This window comes from Lawsonibacter sp. LCP25S3_E2, assembly GCF_052117285.1.
In the GTDB taxonomy this organism is placed as follows: Bacteria; Bacillota; Clostridia; order Oscillospirales; family Oscillospiraceae; genus Lawsonibacter.
In genome coordinates this window covers 22,148-47,496 of sequence record NZ_JBQKJL010000019.1, presented here as the reverse complement: position 1 = coordinate 47,496, position 25,349 = coordinate 22,148, and the positions used below count along the sequence as shown (strand labels likewise).

The following is a 25,349-nucleotide window of genomic DNA, read 5'->3' as shown; positions in this document are numbered from 1 at the left end:
TTAACAATTTATTTCTTTAACACTAATGGGATAAGAGACGCAAAATAATAAAATGCGATAAGTGTACCAAAAGGAGAGTTCATACTTGCTAAAAGCGATTGTATCCCATAAGCCACAGCTATAACCAGCGGAAGAAAAACGTATCTCTCTTCTTTATGTTTCAACAAATACCCTACGGATTTTATTCCGGCAATCAGATTGATCAACAGGAAACATACACCTGCTAAGATTCCGTTTGAATATGCAAACTGCAAAATTGTCATGTGTGCAGTTACATCCATTTCAAGAATTCCATTCTCTCCCAAATGTTCATATTCCGGCCCTACATAGTATTTAAAACGATACTCAGGAGAATGTCCCGTCATATTTAGTTCCCCTAAATACCCTTTCCACACATACCATCGACCAGATGATATACTATTGAGAGATCTATCTACATTAAATTTCTGCTCTGTACGTTTGTCTATATTTTCAAGAAAATTAGGTTCCTCAATCACAGGCGGCTGCTCGGGCACATCCACAGAAGGCTGCTCGGGCACATCCACAGAAGGCTGCTCGGGCACATCCACAGACGACTGCGAAGAGATATCAGTTACAGGCGGAGTCGCTGGTACCCAGAAATATGAAATTTTATCATTCATAAAAACTACGCTTGGGACAGCAACGTATATCACCACAACCAGTGGAATCCAACGTTTCATGAGCAACAGGAATATTTTTTTTCTATATACAACAGCTGTTAAAACAAACGCTACCACTGTAGATCCTAGGATAGCTATAATGCCTCCACGACAAGTAGTTAGATATATGAAGGCAGCGCTCAACCCAAGAACAATAAAATCCTTGCAAATTTCAAAAATAGAACCTCTTTGGCTTAACAACGAACTCAACGCAAAGCAGTAACAAACAGACAAGAATTTTGGGATTCCATTCTGATTAGCAAAAAAGCCAGCATAAAATTCTCCCTGCATGGGAAAAAAGAGCATTGAAATCATAAAAAAAGCTAAAAATGAGAGGTCAGCAACCTGATGCAACCAACTAAAAACTTGATCTCTCGAGTTATTTGCCGCAACAATAAAAAAAACAGGATATGCGAACAGATATAATAATGCATCCGGAAGGTAATCATATGCTTGGACAACTCCGGAGATAAGAACCATTAATCCTAACCCAAACCACGGAATCATGACCTTATAATCAAACTCCACTGGGGAGAGTTCCGGCTTCAGTAGCATTAAAATCATTAATCCTAAACCCACACATCCGATTGTATACTGATAGAGGTATCGAACCTGCCAAATACCTGCAGACATCAAGAGCATCTGAGCCGATATAATACATCCACCTAAGATAAATATTAAATGCCTCGCTCTACCCGAAAGTTTAGATACAGCAACAGCCAAAGGTTCTAACAGCAAAGAAATCAATTTACTTTGTATAGGATAATTCATAGTGCTCCACCTCTTAACATCTGACTTGTGGTTAAATGCTCGGAATTAAACTGACATGTACTCTTCTAAACATGGTTCTAAAACTTCGCTTGTCACTGTACGCAAAAATGTAGAATAATATTTTGTGAAAACGATTTTAGCGTCTAGTGTATCAAATTTTTTGCATTCCTAACTGTTTCCTTTAATCAACTTCTCAAACAATCTTATGTACTGCCTTGCATTATTCTCCCATGTAAGGGCCATCGCATCCTGCTTTCCTTGCCCTGCAATAATGTTAGCCTCTTTTGGATTAGCAACACACCATTCAACTACATTTACAATGGCATCTGGATTATCAGCTGGCACGAGGAAACCATTCTTCCCATGTTCGATCACATCAGCGATTCCCTCTCCCTCTGTCCCAATAGTAATGCACCCTGCGGCCATCGCCTCCAGATACACAATACCAAACCCCTCATCTACACTCGGCATACAGAAAAACTCGCACTTTGCCATCCAGTCCAGAACATCTGTATTGGGGACAGCTCCACAAAAATGAACCTCCTGCTCCACGTTCAATTCTCGGCACAGCCTAAGCAATTGCTCCAACTCACCGCCAGCCCCCACAATCTCCAGCGTAGCTTCCGGGTATCGGCGGTGCAGACTGGCAAAGGCACGGATAGTGATATCAACTTTTTTTTGCGCAATTATATTGCCCACCTGTATTATGGAAAATCGTCGTTTTTCTAAAGCTTTTGATATGTTCTCAAAACGAAATCCATTTAGGATAACAGAGATAGGCACCGTAATTCCACAAGTTTTTAGCTTTCTGACCAGCGCGGAACTTACGGCAACAATATGATCCGCCCGCTCTGCAAAGGTCTTTAAGTGAGTAGCTTTTCCCTGTAAGACTGGCACAGACGTATCGGAACCGTGGGTGGTCACTACCAGAGGCCGGTCTAGTTTTTTTTTAAGATAAGCTCCTGCTTCACTGGAAAGTCCCAAAGTATGAGCATGGATCACATGGGGTGCAAATCCTTCCGTTACCTTAGACAGGTTGACTTTCAGTGCCATCAGTGCACTTGGGGTGTTAAACCAAGCCCCTCCAAAGTTCGACAAAGAGAAATAGCGTAGATAACACAGCTCTACTCTGTCCTTTTGGATGAACTGCACAGGTGGAAAGAGGTAGCTACCGTTGCACATTTTGCCTACTGGGAGAAAAATAAGCACCCGGACCCGATGACCTAGCTCCGCATAGGCCTTTGCCTGAGCGTGAACAAACGAACTGGACAGGTTGAAGTAAAGCCCATAACCACTTACAACTAAAATATTCATTTATCGAAATACCCCTCAAAATCTACACTGGCCACGTCCGTCAAAGGCAGCTTCACCGGCTTTCCCTCCACCGAAGACTGATAAATCGCCAGGATCATCTCCAGCGCGTTGCGGCCTGCCACCGCGTCCACATAAGGTCTGCAGTTTTGCTCGATGGCCTCCATCATGTCGGCAAACAGGCTGGTGTGTCCGTTGCCGTAAACATTACTGGTGGCCTCCTGGAGTCCTTTGTTTTTTGCATCGGCCTCTCCCTCGTCAGCAAAATTCCAGACATCAATATTATTGGTGGAAGTACCGCCGATCTTCACCGTGCCGGTCTCCCCGAATAAATACAGAGTCTCCTCCAGGTTTTTGGGATAAACATTGGTGGTGCCCTCAATGGTGCCGATGGTCCCGTTTTTGAACTTGACAACCGCCATGCCCACATCCTCGGCCTCCAGATAGTGGTGGAACTGCTGACGGGTGACGCCGTAGACCTCCTCCACTTCATCGCCCATCATCCAGCGAAGCAAATCAATTCCGTGGATGCACTGGTTCATCAGGCAGCCGCCGTCCTGGGCCCAGGTGCCACGCCAGGGAGCCTGGTCGTAGTAGTCCTTGTTCCGATTCCACCGGACATGGATAGACCCGTGAGACAGCTTGCCGAAGCGACCGGATTCCAATGCTTTCCGTGTTTCCTGCACTGCCACATTGAACCGGTTTTGGTGGCAGGCCGATACCTTAACCCCCTTCTCTTCACTGCGGCGGATGATCTCCTCTGCGTCTTCCATGCTCATGGCCATGGGCTTTTCGATAATGACATGCACCCCAGCGTCGATACAGGCCAGGGCGATTTCGGCATGGATGCCGCTCTCCGTGGCGATGCTCACCAGGGTGGGCTTCTCCACATCCAACATCTGTCGGTAGTCGGTGTATCGCTTAATAGAGATATTTCCCGCCAGGTCATATTTGGCCAACAGAGCCTCCATTTTTTCCGGCAGCACGTCGCACACGGCGACGATCTCCAGGTGGTTGTTCAGCGCAGCCTTGATATGATTGACCGCAATGCGGCCGCAGCCGATGAGGGCGTACTTCATAATGGTTATCTCCTTTGTAGGAATTACAATACCTCAATATTTTCCCGATTCTGAATATTTTTGCATACGTTTTTACAGTCAAACACCGGCACACCGCAGTCACAGACCATCTCATAATTTACTGTGGTATGAGCGGTGGTAATGGTCACCAAATCGTACTGACTGATGACCTTAGGGCTGATGGCCTCCAGACCTTTGTGCCACTCACCTTGCTCCCGGTACTTAGGTACAAAGGGATCATAGAAATCCACCTGGGCCCCGGTCTTTTCAAATTCCTCAATAACCCGAATGGCAGGGCTCTCCCGATAGTCATCAATGTTTTGCTTATAGGCCACCCCCAACACCAGTACCTTAGAGCCATTGAGGGCCTTTTTGTACCGGTTGAGGATCTTTCCTGCCCGCTCCACAGTATATTCGGGCATACGGTCATTGATCATCATGGAGGCCTCGATCATACTGGTATGGAAGCCGTACTCCCGGGCCTTCCAGCTCAGATAATAGGGATCCAGAGGGATACAGTGCCCGCCCAAACCGGGCCCTGGATAAAACGCCTGGAAGCCATAGGGCTTGGTCTTGGCAGCATCAATAACCTCCCAGATGCTGATTCCCATGCGGTTACAGAGGATGGCCATCTCGTTGATGAGGCCGATGTTGATGTTCCGATAGGTGTTCTCCAGAATCTTTTCCATCTCAGCCACAGCGGGAGAGGAAACGGTATGTACATCCCCGTCCAGAATGGCACGGTAGACAGCAGATACCACCTCGGTGGCCTCCTCCCCGATGGCCCCCACCACCTTGGGCGTATTACTGGTCTTATAGATTAAATTACCGGGATCTACCCGTTCGGGGGAAAATCCCAGATAAAAGTCTTCCCCACATTTGAGGCCACTGCCCTGTTCCAGAATCGGCTTGAGCAGTTCCTCCGTGGTGCCGGGATAGGTAGTGGACTCCAGCACCACAATGGTACCCCGAGTCAAGTGCTTGGAGATGGCTTCAGCCGAGGAACGGACATAGCTGATATCCGGCTGTTGGTGTTGATCCAGAGGGGTGGGCACACAAATGGCAATAAAGTCCACCTTGCAGACCTGCCCAAAATCAGTGGTGGCATGGAACATATTGGAGGCTACCAGTTCCTGCAGGTCGGCAGCCACTACATCACCAATGTAGTTCTGTCCAGCATTGACCATATCCACCTTCTGCTGCTGCACATCAAAACCGATGGTCTTAAATCCGTGCTTGGCTTTGTCGACCGCCAGGGGCAGACCCACATAGCCCAGACCTACTACACCACAGATCAGGGTTCTATCCGAAATTTTCTTCAGCAGTTCCTCTTTCAGAGCCATTTCATTTGCTCTCCTTCACCTGTTCATTTTCTTTTATATAGTGCATTCTACAAGCCTTACAGACAGCCTTTCCTTCCTCAAATACCAGCTTCTCCCCGCAACGGCACACATAGCCTCGAATTTTGGCCGGAGAACCATAGACCATAGCGTAATCCGGCACATCCCGTGTCACCACAGAACCAGCGCCCACGAAGGCATACCGACCAACATCGTGACCGCAGACAATAGTGGCATTGGCTCCAATGCTGGCACCTTTTTTTACCACAGTCTTCCGGTATTCGCTTTTCCGCTCAATAAAGGCTCGGGGATTAATCACATTTGTGAATACACAGGACGGGCCCAGAAACACACCGTCTTCACAGACCACACCGGTATAGACAGACACATTGTTCTGGATCTTCACTCCATCGCCCAGAACTACATCCGGGGAGATCACCACATTCTGGCCAATGTTGCACCCCTTCCCAATGGAACACCCCTTCATAATGTGCGAAAAGTGCCAGATCTTAGTTCCTTCCCCAATGGAGCATCCCTCGTCCACATAACTGGACTCATGCACAAAATACGGCTTGTCCATCACAGGACCTCCAAAACCGCGTCGATGATCTCCTGCTGCTCCTCCGCTGTCAGGTAGGGGTGCATAGGCAGGGAGAAGGTGCGGGCGCAGTAGTCGTTGGCGTTGGCAAACTGCTCATTGTAGTGGGGCTCATCCCGGAACACCGGCAGTGCATGCTGGGGGGTGGGATAGTACACCATGTTGGGAATGTGCTTTTCGTTAAGATGTGCAATGATGTGATCCCGCTGGGCGGTGCTCTCCGCCAGGATAGCATACTGTGCCCAGGCTGAAACAGTCCCCTCTGCCACATAAGGTGCGACAAATTTGCCCGCAAAAGCTTCGTTATACCGCTTTGCCACTGTCTGGCGGGCGTCAATCTCATAATCTCCCAGAGCTTTCAATTTGGGCAGCAGGATACCTGCCTGGAGGTTATCCAAGCGGGAGTTCATCCCCACCCGTACGTTGTCATACTTGCCGCCTGGGCCCTTGCCATGGACACACAGAGAGCGGCACAGATCCGCAACCTGGTCATCATTGGTGAACACTGCGCCGCCGTCCCCGTAGCAGCCCAGAGGCTTGGCCGGGAAGAAGGACGTAGTGGCAATATGGCCAAAGGCACAGGCCTTTTTTCCGTTCTGGGAAGCGCCAAAGCTCTGTGCGGCGTCTTCAATCATCACAAGGCCATACTTCTCACACACAGCGGTCAGAGCCTCATAGTCGCAGAGGTTGCCCAGAATGTCCACTGCCACCACTGCCTTGGGCTTCAGCTTACCCTCGGCCAGCACCGCCTGGATCTGCTTCTCCAGGCTCTGGGGGCATAGGCAGTAGGTATCCGGAGTAATGTCACAAAATACAGAAGTAGCCCCAAACATCTTGGCGGGCTCCGTGGAGGAGATAAAGGTCATATCCGGGCAAAACACCGCATCTCCCTCTCCAACGCCGTAGACCATAAAGGCCAGCTGGAGCGCGTCCGTACCGTTGGCGCAGGTAATGCAGTGTTTCCGCCCAACAAAGGTAGCCAGCTTATTTTCCAGCTCTTTTACAAAGGAACCGCCGATAAACTGAGCGGAGTCCAAAACGGCCTGGATGTTAGCATCGATTTCAGGTTTCAGAGCCTGATACTGGGCCTTTAAGTCGATGAATTGCATATTTTACCTCTCCTTTACCAAGGGCCTTGCCGGATTCCCAACAACAGTTTGGTTTTCTTCCACATTTTTCACTACAACCGCACCGAGCCCAATAAAAGCATTATCCCCAATTTCACACTGGTTTCGTACTAACGCACCCGCAAGGTAGGCGTTTTCCCCAATCTTTACACTTCCATTTGTCCTGCATGGGGCAGCAGCAGCGGAGTTGCGTTTAAAGTAACAATTATGTGCAATATGGGAGAGTGCATCAATTTTCACTCCGTCTTCTAAAATCGTATCGTCAATCGTTCCTCTATGGATACAGACATTCTCTCCAACCAAAACGTTGTTTCCGATATCCACACCGCCAAAATGCTTTACCATTGTCTTTTTATGCTCATTATCCTCTGTATAAGCAAATCCATCATGTCCGATCACCGCACCAGAGCGTATATCGCAATTCTTGCCAATATGCACCTTGTTAACAATGGTCACATGATTCCATATCACAGTGTTATCTCCAATAGAAATCTCTCCATCCAAGGTGCAATTATGACCAATACGAACATTTTTACCTAACTTTACTTTTGAAGAGATGTATGTAAATTCTCCAACTGGAGGTCTCTTCACCTCTTGACCGTAAAAATGTTCCACTGTAGAGAAAAATGCTCTTTTAGATTCTGGGGTCCGGATGATATTATTCACATTGTTCACTTGTACCTCTTGGGAGATAAAAGCAAGTTTTATCTGAGACAGATCAAAGCCATCAGGAATATTTTTTTGCGTTTTGATCCAGGTAAAACTGTCCTTTTTATAGCGGGTCAGTGCCGAAAAACCTTCCACTTCCAGATCAGAATTTCCGTGAAATTCGAAAGGGATATTTTGGTCTTTTAAAAAAAATAATACCTCAGTGATTTTCATCGAAAAACTCATCTTCTTTCAAAATCGACGGAAGGTCGGTAATGTTCTCCTTCATCTGCCCATACCGTTCTCTATTGGCCAAACGTACAAATCTTCCCACCGTAGCCTCAATGGACTCATCTTTTTCATGATACCAAAAGGCATGGGTTAAAATGTGCAACCGATCATATTCTCCGGACTGTATAATTTCCTCCACAGGCTCTCGCCATCTGCGGCGGCTGTCGGAGAGGTATTTGAAATCATGGAAAAATGTCTTACCGTAAGAATTTACCATACCGGGTATTTTTAAATCAGCTTCCAACGTCATTCTGGAAGGGCGATGCATGGAAACGGTCGTGACCGGAACTTCCAAAATCATGGAAAGGATATCTCGTTCCCTCAGAATATGCTCCGTCGTTTCGCTGACGGAGCCTTCTGGGTAGGCCTTTTCATCAAAATGCAGCCCGATCTCATGGCCCAGCGACTGGATGCGCCGGAGCTGTTCCATGCTTTGCCTAGATGCCGGATTATAAAAATCCGTCCGTAGCAGGACAAAATATGTGCTCTTGACGCCCTCTTTCGCTTCCAGCTCTGCAAAGCGGACAGCCTGTGCCAAGTCCGTATCGATATCATGTCGGAGAATTACGCAGCGAGGATGCTCCTCATAATCGTGATAGTCCACGATCTCATAAGCGTGTTGGCGCAGCAACGACAGCAACCGAACATAGCCGGTGTATGAAAAGTCCATGGGGCCAGCATCCTTTCTGCTCTTTTGAATTATTGATACAACCGGGCAGCTAGCTGCCGGTAGTCCAGGATCTCCCGGGCACAGCGCCAGGCGCCCTCCGTCATAGGCTTCAAAATTTCTGGCGTAGATGCCAGCTTGGAAAAGACCGATTCCATATCCGTCTGACTTCGAGCCCAGAAAAACTCGCTGCAGTCCAGCGTATCTACATAAGATTCATGGGGGAACGACAGTACGGGACAGCCGCAGCAGATGGCGTTCTGCATGATGGCGGACACACTGCCCGGCTGGCAGTATAGGTCTGCGGCACAGAGATACTCCAGCAGGTCCTCCGAGGCTTTCCACCCCAGGTAGACCACCCGGCTGTCCCGCTCCAACAGAGGTAGGAGGGTAGACTCCATGTCCTTGGGAATGGAACCAATTACCGCCAGCTTTGCCTTCAGTTTAGGTACAGCAGCAAAGGCCCGCAACAGATCAGCGGTCTTTTTTAACGCCCCCATCTTTCCCGAATGTAGCAGCAGCAGTTCCCCGTGGGCAAGCCCCAGTTCTGCCCGTCGGCGGGCTCGCTTTTCCTCATAAACCTCTTCAGGGAATAAGGTGCCTCCCAGGGGGTAATACTCCATCACGGATTCTGGAACCTTATATTCCTTCATGGAAAATTTCTTCTCCCCCTGGCCGATATAGAAGTATTTTTCCAAGTAGGGCAGGACTTTTTGTGTCAGGTAGCGGTATAGTATCCGATGCAACACATGCAGAGACAGCCAGTTCATGCCGCTGTTGTAATAGGCGGTATGGGTATCAGCGTAAAGCTTAACCTCTGGATGATCCTTCTTGTAGTGGATTATATCAAATATAGCTAGGGTTTGCGTGCAATGAATAAAAACAACATCTGGCTTAAATTGTTCTAATAATTTATATATTCCTCGAGCATATCGAAGTTTTTGAAAAGAATATCGTTTTAAGGAAGGGAAATAAGGAAGTCGAATTAATACTGCACCTTCAGCCATAACATGTTGTCCTGAAGTAACACGGCAAACCTCTCCATCTACAAATTGATAATTACTGGAAATGACCAGAACTTCATGTCCATCACGGCAATTTTGTGAAACAAGCATATTTGTCTGATAGGACATTCCTTCATTATAAAATCCAGCTAACTCTATGTGTACGATCTTCACTATATCCTCCATCTATGATAACGACTATAATTGATAGTAGAGTTTATTATATAAGGGAACCTGCCTCAAACCGGGTATCGTTCATATTTCGTCTGGGAAGAAAAAAACGGTTTTGCAGCGCACGCTTCGACAGAGGTGCGTCCAGCGTAGAAAAGGCGCAAGAGACACAGCCGCTACGGCTGACCTCCAATTGATTTTTAGAAGAGCATGCATATATGCTGCCGTAGGGAAACGCAAACAAATCCGCTCCTAATGCCTGCACACTTTCTTGTACTTCCTTTATCACGGTCTCAGGCTGGAATCGAAATAACTGATGATGAACCGAATGGGCTCCCACTGTGCAGAGCGGGTCCTTTTGTAGATCCGCAAGTGCCTCCCTTGTCAGATATCCAGGCTCCCCCACCAACCCCGTGGCAACAAAGGCCACATACGGGATCTTCCGCTCCCGCAAAAGCGGTACCGCGTTTTCATAGGCTGAGTCAAACATATCATCAAAGGTAAGGACAACATCGCCAGCGGTTAATCTCTCTACATCGGAAAAATGATGGATGGTAGCAACCCTGCGCGTTTTTTCTATCTGATCCAGCAATTGTTCAAAATTACTGGCAGAGAGGGCAATCCCCGGCTCCGGCGGTGTGCTCCTTGTGGCATAGATATCATGAAACATGAGTACCGTTCCCGTTGGCTCCGCTTGGCTCAGCCGCAATTCCATATATTTCTGTATGATAGAATAGCGTTTATTGAACAAACCAGACATATCCCTCTCACCCCAACCGTTTCACGACATTGTAAAACACACGCGGAGAAATGCGCAGGCAGATAGCCAGAATCCGAGCCTTTCTCTCTGGAAACCCCTGCAGTGCCTGTGCGTGCGTGCGATAATCCATCTTCTGCGCCAACTCGTAAAATACCGGATAAGAGGAGATCCCCGCAGCTGTCCGCAAAGATCCCAGAACCCACCTAGGTAACAGATAAGAAACGCCTTGAAAATCGCCCGTGAAATTGGGGTCCTGTGACAAAGTGTAAAAAGCCTCATATCCTGTGATAATGCGGGCAGCAGATGATGCCGTCATTGTGGAATTGGGCCGTCTCAGATAATGATACAGTGGTGCCTGTGTGTATGCAATATCTTTTGCCCGGGAAAAAAGCAGCCACATAAAGTAAACATCTTCTGAAAAACGGCAACCATCCTTTGCCCGCAGGTCGTATTCCAGGATGATCTCCCGCCGTATCAACATTGCCGGCAAGATGGGAATGAGCGTCCGGCACAGGAACTGGTACAGCAGTTCCTCCCGGTTAATCGGCTGAAAGGTCACTGGTCCCATATAGAACGGATCTCCACTCTTCGCTGACCGAAAGCCTGTAAACACCGCATCGTATTCGCCAGATTCTGCCTCTTTGTACATGCATTCCAGAAAAATTGGGGAAACCATATCGTCCGCATCAATGCAGACTACATATTTCCCCCGTGCTTCTCTGATTCCATAGTCCCTGGCAGCTCCTTGCCCCGCATTTTTCTGGCGGATTACCCGCCATTCGAGATCTGTCTTTTCCAGAAACTTTTCCGCCACAGAGATGGATCCATCCCTGCTCTCATCATCTACCAGAATCAGTTCCATATCCCGGAATGTTTGCCCGGCAACGGAACGTAGGCAATTTTCAATGTAGTCCTCTACTCCATAGACAGGAAAAATTACGCTGACGGCAGGCTTCATGACTACTCTCCTTTTTTGGTTTTGAACATGGAGATAAGCTCCGATTTATCAGGGGGAATCCCATCAAACTTGGCAGTAACTGCTCGATTCCCTCACCAGGATACCACTGATCAAAATTTTCTCCACACCATCTTGTTGACCACGCCGGTATAGCTCTGGATAATCTTCACCACTTTGGTAGAGACATTTTCCTCTACATAATCCGGCACCGGAATCCCGTAGTCCCCGTTCTGGTGCATGGCCACCGCGGTCTCCACCGCCTGAAGTACCTGCTCCGTGGTAATACCTGCCAGCACAAAATTGCCCTTATCAAGGGCCTCCGGCCGCTCGGTGGAAGTACGGATGCACACCGCCGGGAAGGGATGTCCCACCGATAGGAAGAAACTGGACTCCTCCGGCAGGGTTCCGCTGTCGGACACCACGCAGAAGGCATTCATCTGCAAGCAGTTGTAGTCGTGGAACCCCAGAGGCTTGTGCTGCCGAACCCGGGAATCAAAGATAAAGCCCCGCTGTTCAATATACTTGGCGCTGCGGGGATGGCAGGAATACAAAATCGGCAGATCGTACCGCTCTGCCAGCGCATTTACTGCATTCATCAGGGAGAAGAAGTTTTTCTCCGTATCGATATTCTCCTCTCGGTGGGCGGAGAGCAGGATATACTTTCCTTTCTCCAGCCCCAGCCGCTGGTGAATGTCGGATGCTTCAATCTTTTCTAGATTAGCGTGGAGCACCTCCGCCATGGGGGACCCGGTGACATAGGTGCGCTCTTTCGGCAGGCCACACTCGTGGAGATACTTCCGGGCGTGCTCGGAGTAGGCCAGGTTCACATCGGAGATGATGTCCACGATCCGCCGGTTGGTCTCCTCCGGCAGGCACTCGTCTTTACACCGGTTGCCCGCCTCCATGTGGAAGATGGGGATGTGGAGCCGCTTGGCAGCGATGGCGCTAAGGCAGGAGTTGGTATCCCCAAGAATCAGCAGAGCATCCGGCTGTTGTTTGACCATAAGCGCATAACTTTTGGCAATGATATTGCCGATGGTCTCCCCCAGGTCCGCTCCCACCGCATCCAGATAGAAGTCCGGTGCCCGGAGTCCCAGGTCATCAAAGAAAACCTGGTTAAGCTCATAGTCGTAATTTTGTCCGGTATGGACCAGAATCTGATCAAAGTAGCGGTCGCACTTTTTGATGACGGCGGACAATCGGATAATCTCCGGTCGGGTGCCAATAATGGTCATGAGTTTCAGCCGGGACATGGCTCAAACCTCCTCAAAATAGGTGTCAGGGCGCTGGGGGTCAAAGGCCTCATTGGCCCACATCACAGTAACGAGATTCTCAGTTTCCGAAAGATTGATGATGTTGTGGGTATATCCAGGCAGCATATGTACCGCCTGGATTTCGTCCCCGCTGACCTCAAACTCCAGGACCTCGTCAGAACCAATCCGGCGCTCCTGGATCAGGGCACGGCCAGACACCACGATAAAGAATTCCCACTTGCTGTGGTGCCAGTGCTGGCCTTTGGTAATGCCGGGCTTGGAGATGTTCACGCTGAACTGACCGCAGTTAGCGGTACGAAGCAGCTCTGTAAAACTGCCCCGGGCGTCTGCATTCATCTTCAGCGGAAAACAGACAGCCTCTTCAGGGAGATAGGAAAGATAGGTGGAATAGAGTTTTTTGGCAAAAGACCCTTGGGGAATCTGGGGCATCTCCAGGGTTTTCGGCTGGTCGTGGAAACGCTGGAGCAGCTCTACGATCTGTCCCAGGGTCACAGTATGACTTACGGGGACTGTACAAAACTCTCCCTGGCGTGTCTCCTCTCCCCGAAGAGCCCGGAACATCTCATCCACCACGTCGTCCACATAAACCAGGTTCAACTCTGTATTGGGGTCGTTGACCGTAATGGGCAGATCACGGGCAATATTATGGCAGAAAGTAGCTACCACGCTGTTATAGTTGGGACGGCACCACTTTCCAAACAGGTTGGAGAACCGGTAGACCAAAACCTTTGCTCCCGTCTCCACCCCATATTGGAAGAAAAGCTCCTCTCCCGCCCGCTTGGAGCGTCCGTATTCGCTTCCGGCATAGCGTCCTGACAGGCTGGCTTGGATGGAAGAGGAAAGCATAACCGGGCAGGTATTTTGGTGCTTTTTCAGAGTATCCAGCAGTGTGGAAGCAAACCCAAAATTCCCGCTCATGAATTCGCTTTGATCTTTTGGACGGTTCACGCCGGCCAGATTAAACACAAAGTCCGCCTTCTGGCAGTACTCATCCAGCAGTTTAGGCACAGTATCCACATCGAATTCGTAGATTTCCTCCACATCGATATTTCTTGTACGTTCTTTTCCGCTTTGGACTGCCTTCAGGGTCTCCACTAAATTGCGCCCTACAAATCCCCGCGCTCCGGTTACCAGTATTTTCATGCCCGTTTCTCCCACTCTGCCAACTCCTCCCGGATATAGGACAGGGTCAGCAGCTTTGCCTTCACCTGCTCTACGTCCATCAAGGCGGTATTGTTGGAATTGAACTCCGTCAGGATATTACGTTCCTGATCTCCCTGAGTAAAGTATTTATCATAATTAAGATCCCGCTTGTCACAAGGAACACGGTAAAAGTCGCCCAAATCCAGTGCGTTGGCGCATTCCTCATTGGTCAGCAGCGTCTCATAGAGCTTTTCCCCGTGACGGATTCCGATGACCCGAGTCTCTGCTTCCGGGCAGAACAGCTCCCGCACCGCCTGAGCCAGTACGGCGATGGTGCAGGCCGGGGCCTTCTGAACCAGAACATCGCCGCTCTCCCCGTGCTCAAAGGCAAAGAGCACCAGATCCACTGCTTCTTCCAGGGTCATAACGAAGCGGGTCATTTCCGGCTCAGTAATGGTAATGGGCTTTCCGGCCTTTATCTGATCGATCCAGAGAGGAACCACACTGCCTCTGGAGCATAGGACATTTCCATAGCGGGTACAGCAGATCTTGGTACGCTCTGGACTGACCGTGCGGCTCTTGGCAACCGCCACCTTCTCCATCATGGCCTTAGAGGTGCCCATGGCATTCACCGGATAGGCCGCCTTGTCCGTGGAAAGACAGATCACAGACTTCACCCCTGCCTCGATGGCCGCCGTGAGTACATTGTCCGTTCCAATTACATTGGTCTTGACCGCCTCCAGGGGGAAAAACTCACAAGAGGGCACCTGCTTGAGCGCAGCCGCGTGAAAAACGTAGTCCACTCCATACATGGCGTTTTTCACACTGGCCAGATCCCGCACATCGCCAATAAAAAACTTGATTTTTTCCGCCACCTCAGGCATTTTCGCCTGAAATTCATGGCGCATATCATCCTGCTTTTTTTCGTCCCGGGAGAAGATGCGGATTTCTCCGATATCCGTCTCCAAAAAGCGGTCCAGTACGGCGTGGCCGAAGGAGCCGGTACCGCCGGTGATCAATAAAGTCTTTCCTTGAAACATACGCTTCAGCGCTCCAATCCTCGCATGATGATTTCATAACCTTGTTCCGCCGTGTAATGATCTAAGAAGTATTTCCGGCCTGCATCTCCCATAGCCGCCAAATCCGCCTTGTACGCCTTCTTCACCACTGTATAGAAAGCCTCTGTATCGTTGCTGGGGCATTTCCATCCAAATCCGCCAGCTTCGGTAATTTCTCCAATATCGGTGGCCGGATCTGTACAGGAAATCACCGGCAGTCCTGCCTGAAGATAGGACAGCAGCCGGGAGGGAAAGTTTGGAATGGTAAAGCGGTAGTCCAGAAAAAGCATTCCCACATCGCAGGCCAGCACCAGCTCGTCGTACTCCTTCCGAGGCAGTCCGTTCAGCAGCAGAACATGTTCAGGCCGTTCTTGTTCTACGTAGGCTTGCAGTTTTGGATATTCCGTCCCCGTTCCGCACAGGACAAAATATGCCTGGCGATCCTCCCGGCACCGACGAAGGCAATCCAGGAGAAATGGAATTCCTTGCGGTCGGCCGAAGTTACCCCCGTACAAAAACACCGTCTTATCTTGGGGAATCCCGTAGCGGGCCCGAACTGCCGTGCGCTGCTCCATCGTAGTTGTACGGAAATTCGGCTCCTCAGTGTTGGGGCAAAGCCCCACTCGGTCGGCTCGCAGGCCTGGGTTGTGGGAGAGGACATAATCCACATTAGCTGGGCTCATACAACCGATAAAATCCGCCAAGGCATAGAGTTTTTTCTCCTTAGCCCGGAAGTAGCGGTACACCGGCCCTCCCTGAGAAATGGCCCCCAAATCTGCGATTCCCTGGGGCCAGATATCTTTCAGCATTAGATAAAATTTTGCCCCATCTCTCTTTTTGATGTGATCCATCACCCCGGCCAGAGTAATGGGCGGCGTGGCCATCAGGATAAGGTCGTAGTGCTCATGGCCGCAGTACCGATCCAGGGCCTTCTGGATGTTGGGGCCGATCTGTAAAGAGGCTATACCTTTTTTAATAAAAGAGACGCCTGTCATCTGCTGTGTACGTACATGCAGAATGGAGTATCCATTTCGGGGGGCATCATGAGTTTCACAATCTGGCTCCGCCGAGACAATGCGCACATAGTGACCTTTTTTTACAAACACCCGCAGAAGATCAGGATAAATACCGCTCTGATCTAGGGAGTTCATTTGAAAAAGAGATAAAAATATGAGGTTCATAGCATTTCAACTTGCTCCTGTCTGTCTTTCAATGGGACTTTACGCCCGATAGCGGGGGAAAAACCTACTTTCCAGCAAATCCGTTCGTAATCGAATCAATTCTTCGTATTTTTCTGGTGCAAATACTTTTTTCCCAATATAATAAGGCAACGGTTCGCCCCGGTTAAACGCTTTTTTAAACGCAAACAAACTATCTTCTCCAGCACCTACACCTCCGCCCAAATGAAGAGTTTTATACCCGTTTGTCCAGCCCCAAAGTGCTGCCTCATAAAGGAGAAGATTGGTAGGTGCAAGATTTTGATACTCACGCACAGAACCAGAAAGATGATAATTCATTCGGCCATTTGCACACAGCATGATAGACGCTGCGATTATCTTTCTTTCATGCTCTGCATAAAAAATTTGTGCATTATACGGTAAATCATTCAAAATACTCTGATAAAAGCTTGGTTCAAAATAATAGTAATCCGCAGCCTGGTCCTTATCCATGGTGGCATTATAAATGGTGCGGAATGTATCGAATAGCTGAGGAGATCTGCCACTATAAATGTGGACTCCATTTTTCAACGCCTTGCGAATGACATTCCGATTTTTGCTTGAAATATTGGCCCAAATAATCGTATCAGAAGAAACATCCATCACAATGGTATTTCCAAGCCGAACAACTTCATATTGCCCCTGACACTGCTTATGATTTTCCAGTACCGGATGAAACCGCACAAACTCACTGATAATTCCATTAGCTCGGCACCACTCTTCATATGCAGAAAAAAGATGGTCAGGTGCCCCATTGCCTTCTAGCAGCCAACCTCCGTAGCCATAGGGAGTGGCAAAATCAAAGTATTGATCCTTGGATAGCCTTCCGGCAAAGTGCAGGTCTTTAGCAATGTCCCGTTTCATTACCACATTGATTCCACGTAAGCCATCATTACCCTGGTAATAAAAAAGCAACGGTTCACCGTCTCCGTGCAGTTGAAATGCCTTTACATAACCACTAAGGTAGTAAATATCATGCCGAGCAAAAGTTCGCACGAGCTGGTCCCACACTTCTCCCTGCTCCAAGGAATAAACATTGAACTCCATGTCACTTGTTTCCCTTCAAAAAATGATCCACCGCCTCACACAGGCGCTGCATATCATCTGCATCATAGCGCTGGTCACAAACTAGACTCAGTTCTTCTTGATAGATTTGGCGTTCTTTCTCATCTAAGCGGTGCAGCGAAGATACAGGCCAATGAACCGGACAATATATTTTCTGTTCAATTAAATATTGCCGCAATGCATCACGTTTCTCTCCCGGTATCCGGACAGGAACAAACAAGGGACAATCATCTGGTCGCAATTCGGGAAACAATGCAAATTCCTTTACGGTATCCAGAAGTTGTGCAGCGTTATTCCGACGTTTTTCCCGGATAAGCGGTACATTCAGTCTTAACGCAGCCTGTATATCCTGGCAGTCAGCTCCACCCTCAGGCTGCTTTTCCAGCAAATCTTCTGCCAAGGCAAATGTTTTCAGATGCTTTTTTTCTTCTATTTCACCAGAAAGGTATCTCCGCTTTTCTTCCATTCCCTGCTTTCGGAGCGACACATATACATCCTCGATATCTTTCGAGACTGCTTGCTGCAAAGTGTCTTCTTTTGTCCACGCGAATCCACCTGTCCAGAAGCCAGCCCATTTACGCAGACTGCCATATATATAATCCGCATCTTTGTAAACCGCACTAAAAACAGAGTGGGTCACATCCCGAATTACAATCTTCCATTTGGCAGAAAGTTCCGGCTGACGAACATAGCCGAAATAATCCATCACAAGGATTCCATCACAAAATTCCGGGTCTGGAAGCTTTTGACACAAATGCCCTTCAACATCTAAAACAACCGAATAAAAAAACACATCAATCTTTCTGGCCAAAAATGGTTCGATCATTGTTTCGCAACACCAGGAGGGAAGTGCGATAGAGTGAAATTCTCTCCGTGAAAGGATACAATCAATGATGGCCCCCAGCGCTGTACGGCCAGAACGGTACCAAACCGTAGAAGATGGAAAATGATTATTGCTGCATTCTCCTAGGGGAACCTCAAAAAACTCACTGCCAATTTCTTCTTTCGCCATAGCCTTGCCATCCCAGTCGTTTTTTCACTTCAAAATACTCATTTCTGAGGATTCCCGCACAATATTGATCGAGATATTGATTATTCTTAAAAATAGCCGAGCGCCGTATTCCTTCATGCTTCATACCACATTTCACATGTAACCGCTTGGAAGCCTCATTATGACTTAACCATCTTGCTTCCAAGCGATGGAACCGGAGTTCTTCAAAAACGTACCACTCAAGTGTCATCAACGCATCCGTTGCATACCCTTTTCTCTTAGGAGCTCCCGATCTTAATTTGATTCCTTCTTCTCCCACTCCATCTTTCCAATTAATGTCTGTCAGCGTAATCAGACCTATAGCTTCACCGCTCTCCTGAACTTCAATCACAAAGCGTAAATTTTGCTGATCATTTGCTACCTTTTCATACCACTGAGATTGAGTGTGTTTAGAGACAGGAAAGCTCCAGCCTCCAACCATACGTTCAACCTCAGGATCATTGATCATTTCTCGGAGCATTTCCATATCCTCCGGTTCCATAGCCCGGAGCATTACTTTTTCTCCATAAAGGTTCACTTTACCGCCTTCTCTCTTGAGCGTTGTATATGCAAACTTTCTGGTGCTTGCTCCGCTTGCCCTATTCCTTCCCGTACCAGCACTTTCTTTACTGTCAGAAAAACAATCGAACAATCCATCAAAAAAGAAGCCTCTTGGACATACTTAAGATCATATGAAAACTTCTCCTCCCAGCTTATGGCATTTCGGCCATGCACCTGTGCCAAGCCAGTCAATCCAGGGAAAACATCATGTCGATGGTGTTCAGCTTCACTGTAATAAGGAAGGTATACTACCGCCAACGGCCGGGGGCCCACAATGGACATATCGCCCTTGAAGATGTTCCAAAGCTCCGGCAGCTCGTCCAGACTGGTGGAGCGCAGCAGGCGGCCAAATTTGGTCAGCCGTACCTCGTCCGGCAGAAGATTTCCGTTTTCGTCCCGCTCATCGGTCATGGAACGGAACTTATACATTTTAAAAATCTTCTCATCCTTGCCCGGGCGCTCCTGGCAGAAAATCACCGGGCTGCCCAATTTCGTCCGCACGAAAATAGCTACAATGAGCAGCACCGGAGACAGCACGATAAGCGCGCAGCCGGACAACAGGATATCCAGAAGTCTTTTTATGTAGCGGCAGTAAATTCCGTTTTTTCCTCGACTCACAGTATCATTCCTTTGATGATTTCAATGACCCGGTTCTGCTCCTGCGCCGTCATCTTTACATCGCTGGGCAGGCACAGGCCGCGGGCAAAGATGTCCTCGCCCACATTGTCCCCGGCGGTGATGAAGTCGTGTCCGGCAAAGACCGGCTGCATGTGCATGGGCTTCCAGATGGGACGGGACTCGATGTTCTCGCTCTCCAGGGCCAGACGGATATCCTCCGGCTTCACATCGCAGCCCGGGTCGATGGTGATGCAGGAGAGCCAGAAGTTGGGACGGCTCTCGGGCAGGTAGGGGTTCATCTTTACAGGCAGCCCCTGGAACGCCGCCTCATAGGTGCGGTAAATCTGCTCTTTCTTAGCCCGGTGCTCCTCCAAGTGGAGCAGCTGCCCGCGGCCGATGCCCGCCACAATGTTGCTCATGCGGTAGTTATAGCCGATTTCCTTGTGCTCGTACCAGGGGAACGGCTCCCGGGCCTGGGTGGCCCAGAAGCGGGCCTTCTGGATGGCCTGCTCGTCATCCGACAGGAGCATACCGCCTCCGGACGTGGTGATGATCTTGTTGCCGTTAAAGGAGACCGCACTGTATTTACCAAACGTACCCGTCTGTTTCCCCTTGTAGGTAGCGGACAGGCTCTCCGCCGCATCCTCAATGAGGACAGCATTGTGGGCCTCACAGATGGCGGTGATCTCATCCAGCTTGGAGGGCGTACCGTACAGATGGGCCAGCACCACTACCTTGCTGTCGGGGTACTTCTCAAAAGCCCGCTCCAGCGCTTTGGGGTCCATGTTCCAGGTCTCCCGCTCGCTGTCCACGAATACCTGCTCCCCGCCCTCATAGCTCACCGGATTGACGGTAGCGGAGAAAGTCATATCAGAGCACAGCACCTTGTCTCCGGGCTTTACCCCCGCCAGCTTTACCGCCAGATGGAGTGCGGACGTACCGGAAACCAGGGCGGCGGCATGACCTACGCCCACATAGGCAGCCAGTTCCCGCTCAAACTCATTTACGTTTTTGCCCAGAGGCGCCACCCAATTGGTATCAAAGGCCTCCTGGACAAATTTCTGTTCTTCCCCATGGATGGTGGGGGAGGACAGGAAGATTCGATCATTCATTGTGATTCCTCCCGCTGGCATTTTGGTCAGGAGTCTGACCCCCATAAAATATCACTTTATAGTACCACATTCCCCTATGGAACGCAAGGCGTAAAGGATCGGAAAGCCAGCGTATTTTAACCAAAACCGTCTGGGTTTTCCATCATTCTTTCCTCCTTCCGCTTATGTCCGGAATCGTACTGCTTGACTTTCCCGTTTGTCAGACTCATAATGAAGTTCTCTTTCATCATGACCCTTCAAGCCGCCCAGCTTTTGCCGCAGTTTTACTATACGGTCTGTGGAAATAATGCTATACTATTCCCTACAAACCACCTGTTAGAGCAGGAACACCCTGAAGCGAAGGGGTGTCTTTCCGCTCATCCAGAGAACACTCCCAAAGAAATGGCCCATGCTATATTCAAATCTTACTTCTACGGAGGCAGCAACCCATGCGTGATGTCAAAGCTGAAAACGATCATAATTTAAAAGACGATGTACCCACCTCTTTTACGGGTATTCCCGCCGACCTGCTCATCGGCCAGCCCCTTCAGGCAGTGGCCCGGGGGCAGCAAGAGCTGTGTCGGACATATATCCAGGCCATAAAACAGCAGGCTCTAACGGTCGATAATGCTTCCAAAGAGGAGCAAGACCGCAACTCGAGTTCTCAATCTTCTGATGATTGACGAATATCCCAATTTGCCTGTTTGCCGCCAGTATGAAGCCTACTGCCAAACAAGAAAACCAGCATTTCAAACCTACTCTTCAAACCGCAGCGGAGAATTGCCCTTCGAAGGATTCTCCTCTTACAAACAGAGCCAGGGCTCCGCACCATATTGACCAGTGCGGAGCCCAAATCATACTTATTTTCGACAGCCGTCCGTTGATCATCAAAGAAAAGCTTGTCTCCTCAGTTGCCTATTTTTCTTCTTCAGTATATAATGTTACTTGATTTTATAATTATAGAATGCCTAAAATCTTCCACCACAGCACCTGAAATACAACAATTGTAACAAATGTGATTCCAAGCAGCGGCACGCTGAAGCGGATCGTCTCTTTGGAGGAATATAGGCCATTTTTCTCCCCTTGCCCCACCAGAATTGACATATTTTGAAAGGGAAACACATAGTGCATCACAATTGCTGTAAAGACCCACAACGCTGGTACCAGGGGATTGATTCCCATGGCTGATGTATAGCTCAGCACAGCTGGAACCGCCACACCCATAACAGCAATCACACTGCCCAACAACATATGGATGATCACTGAGATCGTTGCCACGAAAGCAGCCAGAACAAAAGGATTCGACGGAATGGTTCCGGGAAGTAGGGTGGACGCAATCCATTCGTTCATCCCTGTCACCGCCCCCACTTTTCCAATGGCCATTGCCGCAGTAATAAACAGCAGCACATTGGTCGGAACCTCTGACCAAGAACCAGGCGTCAGCAGCTCTCCCACCACCGGCAAAGACATCAACATGGCAATGGCCAATGTAATCCATCCAATATCAAGACCATGCAGGCTGTCTGTCATCCACAGAATGACCGCAATGGTAAGCCAGATTGCAGCCCGGATTTCCGTTTGGGAAAGGTGTCCCATCTCATGCAGTTTTTTCTCTGCCGCCTGTTTATCGATGGTCATCGGCTGACTGGGCCGGAAAAACAGTAAAAAGGCCACACATGTCAGCACCGATGAGGCAGCGCATGGCACCCCCATAAGTTTTAGCCAGCCAAACCACCCCAACTCCAGGCCGGAGTATTGCACCGCCAACGGATTGATCGTGCTATCCCCTGTTAAAAAGATACAGGAGATAGGCACTGATGCCGCAAATACAGAGTATCCAATCGAAACTGCGTCCTTTCGAGGAACCCGTGCGTTTTCAATCACCTCTGACATGACGGACATAATCAAAAACGCTCTGGGCCAGGGATGTGGTATAATTAGGCTCAGTATCAGAGTCATGAAAAAAACCGATATAATAACGCTGCGGTAAGAACTCATAAAGCGAAGGATAAACCAGTAAGAAATCCGGTTTCCCAGCCCAGAATTTTTAACCGCCGCTGCGATAAGATATGCCCCAACGATGAGATACATAGTCGTTCCTGTCCAGGAATAAAATACCACCTCGGGTTCCGCTACCCGGAATATTACAAACAGTGCCAACAGCAAGCCGGACACATATCCCGCCTGAGCCACCTGAAAGGCCCAAAATAATACCGTCATAATGGTCAAAGACAGGCACATCTGCCCCTGTTGCGTCAATCCCTCCAGGGGCAAGGTATAAATTACCACAGCCGCGGCAACACCGCCAAATAAACCGATCACTTGTTTTCTATTCATCAAGGTCACACAACTCACTTCCTTTCTACCGTACCGTCAGAAATAAATTCCATATTTACCGCTCCAGAATATACCGTTGCTTCAACCTCGGCACGCCTAAGCCTATCACACGGGAGGTATTGTTTTGACTTTACAGCAGATCATTTTCTTCATAACAATATACAAGAACAAAAGCTTTACTGCCGCCGCCAAGGAGTTAGGTGTCTCCCAGTCTGTCCTTTCCAAGCAGATGATAGCTTTGGAAAAGGAAATGGGTTCTAAGCTCATTGTCCGCAACGCACACCACATGAAGCTTACCCCCCACGGAGAAGTTCTGCTGCCTCACGCACTCCAGATGGCTAAGGACTACCGCGAAATTCTTCACTGTGCCGCCCGCCAGCGTGCTAAGCAGGAAACCATTACGCTGGGTGGAGTATCCATTCTAAATACATACGGCATTACAGAAGCACTGATTAGCTTTGAAGGGGCATATCCCTCCTATTCCATTGATATTTGGGAAACAGAAACCAACAATGTTCTGAGCGGAATGTACGACCACTCTTTGGATATTGGAATCGGCTGGTTTCAATTACCCATGGAGCGTGAATCCGAACGGCTGAACCTAATCCCTCTCATTGATGATGAGCAGGTTCTGATCGCCAGTCCGGCTCTCTTTCCTCCCGGAACCCACGAAATTTCTATTGCTCAGCTAAAGAACAAATACATTGTCCTTCAAAATTCCGATCCTAATGTGGCGGCTTATCACCTTCAAATCCTGCATTCCGACCTACATCAGGATAATGTACATCTGTTGAATATAAAAATGGATTCTCTGGTTCAGTTCATTTTGAAAAAGAACTGTGTCTCTATCATGATGAAACAGGTGGCGGAAAAAGTCTTCGCACCTCAGGTCCCGATTTTTCCGCTCTCACATCCGCTGACGCTGACCTTGTGCATCATTTTACCCAAGCACGGTGCCTCAGGAAGTTGCCAGTGCCTAGTCCAGTATCTCCGCAAGGCGTTTCAAGGACGCAGCAGATTTAGCTAAAAAGATCAGGCCGCTTTTCACAAAACGGAAAAGCGGCCTGATTTTATTATTGCGTTGTTTAACGCTCCGGGCACTCAAACAGAATGGCACCCTGATCCAGAAGCATTTGCTGAAGCTGGGAGACGTCTTTCTCCAGCTCTCTGGGGGTAATTCCTTTCTGAATACACAAGCCAGCGGCGGTACCGGCGGCCTGACCGGTCACCATAGTCTGGTGCAGGTAACGCAGGTAAGCGGGACGGTCGGTGGACACGCACTTTCCGGCAGCCAGCAGATTGTCGATCTTCTTGGGGACCAGACAGCGGTAGGGGATGTCGTAGGATCCGCCGTCCTTGGGGAAGGCGATGTCTGTCTTATAAGTAACGCAGGCATTCAGGGTATCCATGGAGGACACATGGTAGGCACCGGCCTTGAAGGAGGTCTTGCCGATGGTGTCAGGGAACTGGCGGCAAGCCTCCACATCGTCACGGGTAAGGACATAGTCACCTACGATACGGGGACCTTCCCGCAAGCGGAGCTCGGTGCAGACCTTGGTGATATAGGCATTCTTAAAGCCAGGCACGTAGTTTTTGAAGAAGCGCCAGGCAATCATGTTCTGCTTGCGGCACTCTACCATGCACCGGGTCAGATCCCAAGCGTCGGTGGGCAGTGCGTGGTCAACCTGGGAGGAGTGCTGGAAGTGCGCCTGGATATGGCCGCCCTCCTTAGGCGTCAGGAAGAATCCCGCGCCAGAGTAGGGGTGCCAGTCACCGTTCTTGAGCGCCATGTCCCGCAGCTCATAGAAGCCCATCAGCTCGCCCAGCTCGGTGATATCATGGCACTTGCGGTACATATTCATGACATCTTCCTGGGTATTGGCGTTCTCATAGGGGAAAATCAGCTGGCGGAACGAGAACTGCTCGGGATGCTCCCGGATATAGGTCAGCAGTACATCCCAGTCCACGCCGTCAACGGTGAATGCCAGGGTATGGGGCTGGATCTCATCCCGGCTGACACAAGCCATCTCACAGCCCGCATGGGCGGACACATAGCCCTCGCCGGTGCAGTCAATGACGATCTTGCCCTTGATCTCGTTACGGCCATTGGCGTTCTCCACCACGATACCGTTGACGGTGTCCCCATCCTTGGTAACACCCACCACCAGGGTATCCAGCAGCAGCTGCACGCCCTCTTCGTCCATCATCTCGAACATCAGCATGGTCCACCATTCAGGATCCACATAGGAGAAGGAATATCCGGCTTTTTCGCGGATAGGATAACGGAGGTGAGGCAGCGCATGACCAGATTTGAACAGTCTCTGGTATGTCTCCTCCACAATGCCGCCGATGTCCCGCTTGCCCTGGGGGTTAAACAGACGGGCGTACGCAAATCCCGGAGGGCCAGACAGGCTCATCTGTCCGCCCATGGTACCAGTCCGCTCCACCAGCAGAGTCTTGGCACCCGCCCGAGCGGCGGCAATGGCGGCAGAAACACCGGACGTACCTGCACCGCAGACAATCACATCGTAAATGGTACTGTAACTCATG

At 49.4% G+C, this 25,349-nt stretch carries 24 protein-coding genes; 2 read left to right on the top strand and 22 right to left on the bottom strand.

What is annotated here, in order from left to right:
- Positions 1-8: 8 nt before the first annotated feature.
- From ACTQ3R_RS13790 to ACTQ3R_RS13695, 20 genes are all read right to left on the bottom strand, one after another.
- Positions 9-1,451 carry an O-antigen ligase family protein gene (locus tag ACTQ3R_RS13790; protein ID WP_441779747.1) on the bottom strand — a complete coding sequence of 481 codons (1,443 nt, stop codon included), beginning with the start codon at positions 1,449-1,451 and terminating at the stop codon, positions 9-11.
- 168 nt (positions 1,452-1,619) lie between these two features.
- Positions 1,620-2,765 carry a glycosyltransferase family 4 protein gene (locus ACTQ3R_RS13785; RefSeq protein WP_441779748.1) on the bottom strand — a complete coding sequence of 382 codons (1,146 nt, stop codon included), beginning with the start codon at positions 2,763-2,765 and terminating at the stop codon, positions 1,620-1,622.
- Positions 2,762-3,841 carry a Gfo/Idh/MocA family protein gene (locus tag ACTQ3R_RS13780; RefSeq protein WP_441779749.1) on the bottom strand — a complete coding sequence of 360 codons (1,080 nt, stop codon included), beginning with the start codon at positions 3,839-3,841 and terminating at the stop codon, positions 2,762-2,764. Before ACTQ3R_RS13780 ends, ACTQ3R_RS13785 begins: the two co-directional genes overlap by 4 nt.
- A gap of 23 nt (positions 3,842-3,864) precedes the next feature.
- Positions 3,865-5,184: a nucleotide sugar dehydrogenase gene (locus ACTQ3R_RS13775; protein ID WP_441779750.1), complete on the bottom strand. Its 1,320-nt coding sequence runs from the start codon at positions 5,182-5,184 to the stop codon at positions 3,865-3,867.
- Position 5,185: 1 nt separating this feature from the next.
- Positions 5,186-5,761, bottom strand: a complete 576-nt coding sequence (locus ACTQ3R_RS13770; protein WP_441779751.1) for a DapH/DapD/GlmU-related protein — start codon at positions 5,759-5,761, stop codon at positions 5,186-5,188.
- Positions 5,761-6,888 carry a DegT/DnrJ/EryC1/StrS family aminotransferase gene (locus tag ACTQ3R_RS13765; protein ID WP_441779752.1) on the bottom strand — a complete coding sequence of 376 codons (1,128 nt, stop codon included), beginning with the start codon at positions 6,886-6,888 and terminating at the stop codon, positions 5,761-5,763. Before ACTQ3R_RS13765 ends, ACTQ3R_RS13770 begins: the two co-directional genes overlap by 1 nt.
- 3 nt (positions 6,889-6,891) lie before the next feature.
- The gene (locus tag ACTQ3R_RS13760) at positions 6,892-7,788 is read right to left on the bottom strand and encodes a DapH/DapD/GlmU-related protein (protein ID WP_441779753.1); all 897 of its coding nucleotides are present in this window, start codon (positions 7,786-7,788) and stop codon (positions 6,892-6,894) included.
- On the bottom strand, positions 7,775-8,515 hold the full coding sequence (locus ACTQ3R_RS13755; protein ID WP_441779754.1) for a hypothetical protein: 741 nt from the start codon (positions 8,513-8,515) through the stop codon (positions 7,775-7,777). Before ACTQ3R_RS13755 ends, ACTQ3R_RS13760 begins: the two co-directional genes overlap by 14 nt.
- Before the next feature lie 29 nt (positions 8,516-8,544).
- Positions 8,545-9,690 (bottom strand): glycosyltransferase, encoded by a 1,146-nt coding sequence (locus tag ACTQ3R_RS13750; protein ID WP_441779755.1) that lies wholly within the window; start codon positions 9,688-9,690, stop codon positions 8,545-8,547.
- 46 nt (positions 9,691-9,736) lie between these two features.
- Positions 9,737-10,447, bottom strand: coding sequence for a polysaccharide deacetylase family protein (locus tag ACTQ3R_RS13745; RefSeq protein ID WP_441779756.1), 711 nt, complete (start codon positions 10,445-10,447; stop codon positions 9,737-9,739).
- 7 nt (positions 10,448-10,454) lie between these two features.
- Positions 10,455-11,405: a glycosyltransferase family 2 protein gene (locus ACTQ3R_RS13740; protein ID WP_441779757.1), complete on the bottom strand. Its 951-nt coding sequence runs from the start codon at positions 11,403-11,405 to the stop codon at positions 10,455-10,457.
- 110 nt (positions 11,406-11,515) lie between these two features.
- Positions 11,516-12,658 (bottom strand): UDP-N-acetyl glucosamine 2-epimerase, encoded by a 1,143-nt coding sequence (locus ACTQ3R_RS13735; protein WP_441779758.1) that lies wholly within the window; start codon positions 12,656-12,658, stop codon positions 11,516-11,518.
- Positions 12,659-12,661: 3 nt separating this feature from the next.
- A complete protein-coding gene (locus tag ACTQ3R_RS13730) occupies positions 12,662-13,822 on the bottom strand; it encodes a capsular polysaccharide biosynthesis protein CapF (protein ID WP_441779759.1) in 1,161 nt (386 codons plus the stop codon).
- Positions 13,819-14,862 carry a polysaccharide biosynthesis protein gene (locus tag ACTQ3R_RS13725; protein WP_441779760.1) on the bottom strand — a complete coding sequence of 348 codons (1,044 nt, stop codon included), beginning with the start codon at positions 14,860-14,862 and terminating at the stop codon, positions 13,819-13,821. Before ACTQ3R_RS13725 ends, ACTQ3R_RS13730 begins: the two co-directional genes overlap by 4 nt.
- 5 nt (positions 14,863-14,867) lie before the next feature.
- On the bottom strand, positions 14,868-16,061 hold the full coding sequence (locus tag ACTQ3R_RS13720) for a glycosyltransferase family 4 protein (RefSeq protein ID WP_441792675.1): 1,194 nt from the start codon (positions 16,059-16,061) through the stop codon (positions 14,868-14,870).
- 39 nt (positions 16,062-16,100) lie between these two features.
- A complete protein-coding gene (locus tag ACTQ3R_RS13715; RefSeq protein WP_441779762.1) occupies positions 16,101-17,144 on the bottom strand; it encodes a lipid II:glycine glycyltransferase FemX in 1,044 nt (347 codons plus the stop codon).
- A gap of 1 nt (position 17,145) precedes the next feature.
- Positions 17,146-18,174, bottom strand: a complete 1,029-nt coding sequence (locus tag ACTQ3R_RS13710) for a hypothetical protein (RefSeq protein WP_441779763.1) — start codon at positions 18,172-18,174, stop codon at positions 17,146-17,148.
- The gene (locus tag ACTQ3R_RS13705; protein ID WP_441779764.1) at positions 18,149-18,730 is read right to left on the bottom strand and encodes a GNAT family N-acetyltransferase; all 582 of its coding nucleotides are present in this window, start codon (positions 18,728-18,730) and stop codon (positions 18,149-18,151) included. Before ACTQ3R_RS13705 ends, ACTQ3R_RS13710 begins: the two co-directional genes overlap by 26 nt.
- Positions 18,727-19,371, bottom strand: a complete 645-nt coding sequence (locus ACTQ3R_RS13700) for a sugar transferase (protein ID WP_441779765.1) — start codon at positions 19,369-19,371, stop codon at positions 18,727-18,729. Before ACTQ3R_RS13700 ends, ACTQ3R_RS13705 begins: the two co-directional genes overlap by 4 nt.
- Positions 19,368-20,483: a DegT/DnrJ/EryC1/StrS family aminotransferase gene (locus tag ACTQ3R_RS13695; protein WP_441779766.1), complete on the bottom strand. Its 1,116-nt coding sequence runs from the start codon at positions 20,481-20,483 to the stop codon at positions 19,368-19,370. The genes ACTQ3R_RS13700 and ACTQ3R_RS13695 overlap by 4 nt, the downstream gene beginning before the upstream one ends.
- Positions 20,484-20,911: 428 nt before the next feature.
- Between ACTQ3R_RS13695 and ACTQ3R_RS13690 the strand changes: the two genes are divergently transcribed.
- On the top strand, positions 20,912-21,145 hold the full coding sequence (locus ACTQ3R_RS13690; RefSeq protein WP_441779767.1) for a hypothetical protein: 234 nt from the start codon (positions 20,912-20,914) through the stop codon (positions 21,143-21,145).
- A 274-nt stretch (positions 21,146-21,419) separates the two neighbouring features.
- On the opposite strand, the gene ACTQ3R_RS13685 is transcribed toward ACTQ3R_RS13690, so the two are convergent.
- Positions 21,420-22,799 (bottom strand): SLC13 family permease, encoded by a 1,380-nt coding sequence (locus ACTQ3R_RS13685; protein WP_441779790.1) that lies wholly within the window; start codon positions 22,797-22,799, stop codon positions 21,420-21,422.
- A 124-nt stretch (positions 22,800-22,923) separates the two neighbouring features.
- On the opposite strand from ACTQ3R_RS13685, the gene ACTQ3R_RS13680 reads away from it, so the two are divergent.
- Complete coding sequence (locus ACTQ3R_RS13680) at positions 22,924-23,826, top strand: LysR family transcriptional regulator (protein ID WP_441779768.1); 903 nt, start codon at positions 22,924-22,926, stop codon at positions 23,824-23,826.
- Positions 23,827-23,884: 58 nt separating this feature from the next.
- Here the strand turns inward: ACTQ3R_RS13680 and ACTQ3R_RS13675 are convergent, their stop codons facing one another.
- Positions 23,885-25,348 (bottom strand): FAD-dependent oxidoreductase, encoded by a 1,464-nt coding sequence (locus ACTQ3R_RS13675; protein ID WP_441779769.1) that lies wholly within the window; start codon positions 25,346-25,348, stop codon positions 23,885-23,887.
- Between the last annotated feature and the right edge of the window lies 1 nt (position 25,349).